We start from the raw sequence: 5,590 nt of genomic DNA, 5'->3' as shown, positions 1-5,590 counted from the left end.
GGGCTTGCACCCAAGGCGGCGTAAAGGCTCTAATCCCCTAACCCATACAGGCTAGTTTCATAGAAACGAACCGCACGGACTGAACAGTGTCAATATTCTGATGTAGGGTTTCAGCAATCAACTGGCTTAATGGCTCCAGCGTCAAAGGTGCCAGGATCATCTCCTGAAGCACTACCCCTTGCTTTCGCAGGCTGTCCAGCGTTAATAACAGTAAGTGGGCTGAGTTCACCTCATTATTTCGATAAGCTCCGATCAGAAATAGGGATTGGGTTTGCTCATCCAGCATTAGCAACTCGATTAACTTGAGTGTGGCAGAGTCTACCCACTGCAAATCATCTAAGAAGATCGTAAGGGGATGTTCCTCTGAACAAAACACTCGCACAAACTGCTGAAAGACCCGATTGAAGCGGTTCTGAGCTTCCATTGCTCCAACTTCAGGAACAGCTTGTTGCTGACCGATCATCAGTTCTACTTCAGGAATCACATCAATGATGATTTGTCCATTGGTTCCCAATGCTGTAAGCAGACGCGATCGCCACTGTTGCAATTGCTCGTCGGGTTCACCCAGCAGTTGCTGCACCAATTTTTGCAGGGCATGGCCGATCGCACTGTAGGGAATATTGCGCTGAAATTGATCAAATTTACCAGAGATAAAATAGCCGCGCTTTTGGGTGATTGGTTTATAGAGTTCCTGCACTAATGCTGATTTCCCAATTCCAGCATAGCCAGATACCAACATCATTTCGGCTTTGGATCTTGGGTTGCCCGTTTGTTTCCTCTCCCAAGTCGCTTCTGTATTGTTCTGTAAAGAAGCGACGCGATTGTCCTCCGGACACGCTACGTAATCTGCGCTAGCCTGCGGCTTCTCCAACGGAGTACGCAGCAGCGCTTCGCTATCGAAAGCTGCTAGTAACATTGCAACTTCCTTGTCCCGTCCATACAGTTTTTGTGGAACTTGAAACTGATTGTAAACATCTTGAAGACCTAGTTGAATGCTATCAATTCGACCAGTTTCTTCTAATTGATGAACACAGAGTTCTAAATCGGCTTTGATTCCCCAAGCACTTTGATAGCGCTCCTCCGCATTTTTCGCCATCAATTTCAAAATAATATCTGAAACGGGTTTGGGAATCGTTGCATTCAGTTGGTGAGGTGGAATAGACTGTTTGGCAATATGACAATGGACTAGCTCAAGAATGTCGGTTGTTGGAAACGGCAGGTGTCCAGTTAGAAGTTCGTAGAACGTCACACCGAGTGAGTAAAAATCGGTGCGGTAATCGAGCGAACGGTTCATGCGCCCTGTTTGCTCTGGAGACAGGTAGGCAAGTGTCCCTTCTAAAACATGCGGGCTTTTGAACGTTGGATGAGTGCGGCTAAATTGGGTAGCAATCCCGAAGTCAATGATTTTGACAACGCCAGTATTCGGATTAAGGACGATATTGCCGGGGTTGATGTCTTTGTGGATGACATTAGCGGCATGAATTCTGCCCAGAATATCTGTGAGGTCGATCGCAAGCTGGAGAAACGTGGATAAGGGCATGGGGCAGAAGGTTTCTGGGCGCTTGTGCATCCATTGCTCTAGGGACTCCCCGCCAAAATCTTCTAAGAGAATGACGAGAGTGCGTTGATACTCCTGCTGGCTGTATGCCTTGACAACTCCTTCCTCTTTGAGGGAACGGGTAATTTTATATTCCTGTCTGTAGCGAGTTAGTTCTTGGGGAGAGGGATAATTTTGCTTGAGCATTTTGATGACGATCGCTTGATCGTCAGGGACGCTGATGCCCCGATACACCAGAGAATTAGAACTTTCGTAAATTTTGCTGAGAATAGCAATACCCGGTAGAGCAACCATAGAGCTTCTCTGGATGAGTACGATGGGAGATACCTCAAACTATAGAACCCATTGAAGATTTTTAGCGAGATCGATAGAGCAGCCGATCGCCCCTAAAAGCTCTTTTTAGCCGTGATGCCGATGCAACCGAGCGGTATCGACGTACAGTCGGCAGCCAATGCGGTGCGACTCATCAAACAAGCTCAATCAGTAAGACAAGGCCCACCCCAAGCAGTGATGTTTCACTTGCCGTGCGGTAAAGGGGACAAAGCTCAAAACCGAAGCAATGGAGTTGTTGGGAAAACTTACACCCACCATCAAGCTGTGCTCAAATCAGTCGTTCACCAAAAACAGGTGATTGCTGATTCTTCGGGTCAAGCAGCTACGGTGTGGGATTTGGGCGGTCAACCTGCCTCATATTCTGGCAAAGAGTACAGCCGACTGTTTAAGGAAATCATGGGAGTGTTGAAATGAGTACCAAGAAACGCAAACCACTTGGCAGCGCGATGGAAGAATTTGTCTTCGGTACAAAGGAAGCTGCATCGCCAACACCACCAGAAATTGTATCGCCAGCAGCAACGCCCACAGCATCGCTAACACCAGAAACTGCATTGCCAATTGCCAAACCCCCGAAACCGCAAGTATCTGCACCAGAACCAGTTTCCATTCAATTAAAGGAGCCTAGCCTGATGAGCAAACTGCAAGCACCCGATAAAGAAGCCACGGTCAGGTTTACTGTGGATATGTCTGAAACTCTGCACCGCAAACTGTCGATGTTGGCCGCAAAAACGGGGCGCAAGAAAGTGGATATCGTGCGGATGTTACTGGAAGATGGGTTGAAGGAGGTGGACGGGTAAAAGCGATCGTTCTAGCCCGCATCAAGGTAGTGGCAAACTTCTCCAAACCTTCGGAATCTTGTAGCGGGCTGGCGGCACAGTGGCTGCCAACTAACCGTCCGCCCTATCAGAGAAACCCTACAAACCAGAGCAAAGAAAATGCGTTACTTTGTGTGGAAGGGCATCGATCCCTAAAAATGTGCTCAGCGCCTAGTGGCATCAAAGGTTTAGGAATCACAAAAGTTTTTTATGAGTTCCACTATAAAAGAGAGCGATCGGCCGTTAAAACCTTCGCCTTCAGCAATTATTTGCTCCATTCGTCCCATGCTGCTTTCGCCACTTTTGCGATGACTTCCTCGCGTACCGCATCGTTTGCTCTAGAGTCTGAAACAAAAACTGCAATCGCCATATGCTGTTCATTGGGGAGCGTGACGAGTCCAACATCGTTGGTTGCAGCCGTCACTCCATCAACGGTACGTGACGTACCAGTTTTGTGCGCTACCACTGTCCCATCAGGCAACAATCCTTTAATGCGCTGTAGACCCGTAGGTGTCTGAGTCATCAACTTTCGCAATAACGCTTGACTAGATTCTGAAAGCCCTTGCCCTTCATGTAATGCTCGCAGCAAGACGACGGCTGCATTAGGTGAAGCATAGTTGCGGTACTGCACGGCTTTATCTTGACCCATTTCCTTTTCCGTATTGGCTATAAGAATGCCATTTACACCGAGGTCACGCAAATACTGAGTGACCACCTCCGGCCCACCAATTAGCTTCAACAGGACATCACAAGCTGTCCCATCACTTTCAGATATCATGTATTTCAGCAGTTCAGCTAGGCTTAGTTCCACCCCTTGCGGATTCTCGTCTCGAATCGGACTGTGCTGAAGGTCTGAGACAAAATCGCTTGCTTTAACACGAACTTGCTGATCTAGTTTCAACTTTCCTTGTTCGACATGAGCCAGTACAGCCATTCCGATGGGAAACTTGTAAACGCTTTGCATTGGAAATTGCTGATCTCCATTCAAAGTAACTGACTCTCCGGTTTCTAGCACTGTGGCTTTCACCCCAACGCGCCCGATCGCTGCCTGAGAAATTTGTTCGATCCGATCGCGTAATTCGTTTGTGCCATCGGCGTTGGATATTGCGATACCGCTCGGTGCGCTTGTCTGGTTGTTGGGAGTGTCTTCTCTATTACTTTTGGAGTTAACGCTCGTGCAACCAAGAGTCAGTAAAAACAAGCAAAATGTGTAAAGCCAAACTTTTTTAATCGCTGGAATCATGTCAATAGTTCTCGGTTAGGGTTAAGCCGTATTAAGGATAGAATAAGTTATACCAATCTCATAAAGTAGTGCTACAATTAGTAAAGGTCATTTTTGTAAGTTAGTACCCAAACAGAAGGAGGAAAAATGTCAGGAGTGGTCAAAATTGAAATTCGGGAAACAGAAGAAGAACTAAAAGTTCTTTTGAGGAGAGAAAAAGACGCTCACCGCCACGAAAAACTGCAAGTTCTGTATTGGGTCAAAACCCAAACGGTAGACAGCGTATTGTCTGCTGCTGTGCGGCGCGGGAAAACATCGTACCACAATACAAAGATGGTTGTCTAGTTATCGCTCGGGGGGAATAGAAGAATTGTTATTGCAGAAACCTCGTTCGGGAAGACCAAGAATAATGAATCCTGAAACTGTAGAGAGATTATCAAAGGAATTACAAGAACCCGAAGGATTCAGTAGCTACAAAGAAGTACACCAATGGCTGACAAGTTGCTGTGAAGTAAAAGCGGCATATCGCACAGTACACCAGTGGGCAAGATATCGGCTCAAAGGAAAATTAAAAGTCCCGCGTCCGGTGAGTGAAAAACAGAAAACCGGGGTAGTAGAAGAATTTAAAAAAAACTCTCATCTCTAATTAATGGCAGTCTGAGGAGCGAGTGAGAGTTTTTTAAAGCAGTGGGAAAAAGTGCGATATTGGAGTGAAGATGAAAGTCGGATGGGGCTGCATACAATACAGAGAAGGAAGCTCACAGGTCGCGGCATAAAACCGCAAGTCCAAGTGCTATGGGATTTTATTTATTTGTGGCTATACGGTGCAGTAGAACCACTAACAGGAGAGAGCTTTTTTTACGAGTTTACGCATCTAGATACCGTGTGCTTTGAGAAATTCTTAGAGCTGTTTGCCAGTAAGTATCCTCTTGATTTACATATAATTCAAGTAGATAATGGAGGGTTTCATAACTCTTTAAATTTAAGCATACCAGAAAATGTAATTTTACTGTTTCAGCCCGCCTACAGTCCAGAAGTAAATCCAATAGAAAGACTGTGGGGGTATGTAAAAGAACAATTAAAATGGTTAAGATTTGAACACATAGAGGAGTTGAGAGCATTGCTCAGCAAAAAGAGTTAAACAAGTTGACGAATGAACTCATTGCTTCTTTGACGGGATGGCAATTCATTTTAGAGGCTCTATCTGTAGCAGAAATTTAGGAAATTGGTATTAGGGGTGAGGTTTTAAGGGGTACAGCCGAGATACCTGCATTCCGAGGACGTGATATTAAAAAACGTAACAAATAAGTCGCGACTTTGCTTTCGAGGAAGCTTGCAAGCACAAAAGCATCCTAAATTAGCTGACTGTTCAACCAAGTTTGAGAAGCCAGAGTAGTAGTTATACTCTGCCTCGTACAGACCCCCAAAGCGTCCATCTTTTACTGCTAAACATTTCAGGCTTTGCTACTTCAAGTCATTTTGTCTTGAAGTAGCAAAACTTTACGTCATGTCCTCGGAATGCGCGTATCTCGGCTGTAGCCCGACTCCGTTTCAACTTGATTGACTTTGTTAAAATTCAAACTTGATTAGACCTCTTGCAAAATAATTTTATGATATAATGAAAAGTTTTGCTGAGAGTTGATTGAATCCCAACTCCTAACT

Annotated in this window: 7 protein-coding genes; 5 read left to right on the top strand and 2 right to left on the bottom strand. The window is 45.5% G+C overall.

Annotation, left to right across the window (positions count from 1 at the left end; translation table 11 throughout):
* Positions 1–37: 37 nt before the first annotated feature.
* A complete protein-coding gene (locus QUA54_RS33595) occupies positions 38–1,852 on the bottom strand; it encodes an AAA family ATPase (RefSeq protein WP_333419296.1) in 1,815 nt (604 codons plus the stop codon).
* A 111-nt stretch (positions 1,853–1,963) separates the two neighbouring features.
* Between QUA54_RS33595 and QUA54_RS33590 the strand changes: the two genes are divergently transcribed.
* Positions 1,964–2,305 (top strand): hypothetical protein, encoded by a 342-nt coding sequence (locus tag QUA54_RS33590; RefSeq protein WP_333419294.1) that lies wholly within the window; start codon positions 1,964–1,966, stop codon positions 2,303–2,305.
* Positions 2,302–2,688, top strand: coding sequence for a hypothetical protein (locus tag QUA54_RS33585; RefSeq protein WP_333419292.1), 387 nt, complete (start codon positions 2,302–2,304; stop codon positions 2,686–2,688). The genes QUA54_RS33590 and QUA54_RS33585 overlap by 4 nt, the downstream gene beginning before the upstream one ends.
* Positions 2,689–2,971: 283 nt before the next feature.
* On the opposite strand, the gene bla is transcribed toward QUA54_RS33585, so the two are convergent.
* On the bottom strand, positions 2,972–3,949 hold the full coding sequence (gene bla, locus QUA54_RS33580; protein WP_333419291.1) for a class A beta-lactamase, subclass A2: 978 nt from the start codon (positions 3,947–3,949) through the stop codon (positions 2,972–2,974).
* A gap of 126 nt (positions 3,950–4,075) precedes the next feature.
* On the opposite strand from bla, the gene QUA54_RS33575 reads away from it, so the two are divergent.
* From QUA54_RS33575 to QUA54_RS33565, 3 genes are read left to right on the top strand one after another with little or no spacing between them, the layout of a single operon-like run.
* Positions 4,076–4,273, top strand: a complete 198-nt coding sequence (locus tag QUA54_RS33575; RefSeq protein WP_333419289.1) for a hypothetical protein — start codon at positions 4,076–4,078, stop codon at positions 4,271–4,273.
* A complete protein-coding gene (locus QUA54_RS33570; RefSeq protein ID WP_333419287.1) occupies positions 4,266–4,574 on the top strand; it encodes a helix-turn-helix domain-containing protein in 309 nt (102 codons plus the stop codon). Before QUA54_RS33575 ends, QUA54_RS33570 begins: the two co-directional genes overlap by 8 nt.
* Before the next feature lie 51 nt (positions 4,575–4,625).
* On the top strand, positions 4,626–5,069 hold the full coding sequence (locus tag QUA54_RS33565) for an IS630 family transposase (protein ID WP_333419285.1): 444 nt from the start codon (positions 4,626–4,628) through the stop codon (positions 5,067–5,069).
* Positions 5,070–5,590 lie beyond the last annotated feature (521 nt).

It is taken from the genome of Microcoleus sp. MOSTC5 (assembly GCF_036701825.1).
Taxonomy (GTDB): domain Bacteria; phylum Cyanobacteriota; class Cyanobacteriia; order Cyanobacteriales; family Microcoleaceae; genus Microcoleus; species Microcoleus asticus.
The sequence above is the reverse complement of the archived record's forward strand: the minus strand, read 5'-3'. Positions and strand labels throughout refer to the sequence as shown.

Excerpts from the sequence above, each read along its gene's own strand:
- bla (WP_333419291.1), bottom strand. The coding sequence starts at position 3,949 with ATGATTCCAGCGATTAAAAAAGTTTGGCTTTACACATTTTGCTTGTTT.
- QUA54_RS33585 (WP_333419292.1), top strand. The coding sequence starts at position 2,302 with ATGAGTACCAAGAAACGCAAACCACTTGGCAGCGCGATGGAAGAATTT.
- QUA54_RS33575 (WP_333419289.1), top strand. The coding sequence starts at position 4,076 with ATGTCAGGAGTGGTCAAAATTGAAATTCGGGAAACAGAAGAAGAACTA.
- QUA54_RS33595 (WP_333419296.1), bottom strand. The coding sequence starts at position 1,852 with ATGGTTGCTCTACCGGGTATTGCTATTCTCAGCAAAATTTACGAAAGT.